The organism is Halomonas sp. SIMBA_159 (genome assembly GCF_046536035.1).
GTDB lineage: Bacteria > Pseudomonadota > Gammaproteobacteria > Pseudomonadales > Halomonadaceae > Vreelandella > Vreelandella venusta_A.
This window is the reverse complement of record NZ_JAWJBT010000132.1, coordinates 1-406: the sequence shown is the minus strand read 5'-3', so window position 1 is coordinate 406 and position 406 is coordinate 1. Positions and strand designations below refer to the sequence as shown.

Genomic DNA, 406 nt, shown 5'->3' with positions numbered 1-406 from the left:
CGATGGAGTTACAATTTCTACTCTCATCGTCGACTTAGCATCAGCGCTTGCGCCACCTATTGCTGCTGTTTTGGCTGCGAAAGTGGCTACGAAGAAACAGGTCACCGTCAAGGTCAACGGTGTTGAAGTGAATGCAAACACGGAAAAGGAGGCAATGAATATGATCAAAGAGTTGTCAGAAAAGGAATAATTCTACTTGGACGAGATTGATAGGTACATTGCGGCGACGAGACGCTCATTGCCCGACTTGGCGTCTAGCGAGATGTATAAAAGTCATAAAAAAATTGTAGATTCTGTACTATTCTCGGTCACGTCACCCACAGAAATGAGAGTGTTCTATACTTCAGAGAGACGATCCGAATACCTAGAGATCAATGATATAAGCGTGATTTGTTATGACCAATAC

1 protein-coding gene is annotated in these 406 nt (G+C 43.3%); it reads left to right on the top strand.

Annotation, left to right across the window (positions count from 1 at the left end; all coding sequences use genetic code 11):
- On the top strand, nt 1-190 hold a 190-nt coding region (locus tag R0J87_RS18690; protein WP_498888073.1), incomplete at its 5' end, for a hypothetical protein.
- Nucleotides 191-406: the final 216 nt, after the last annotated feature.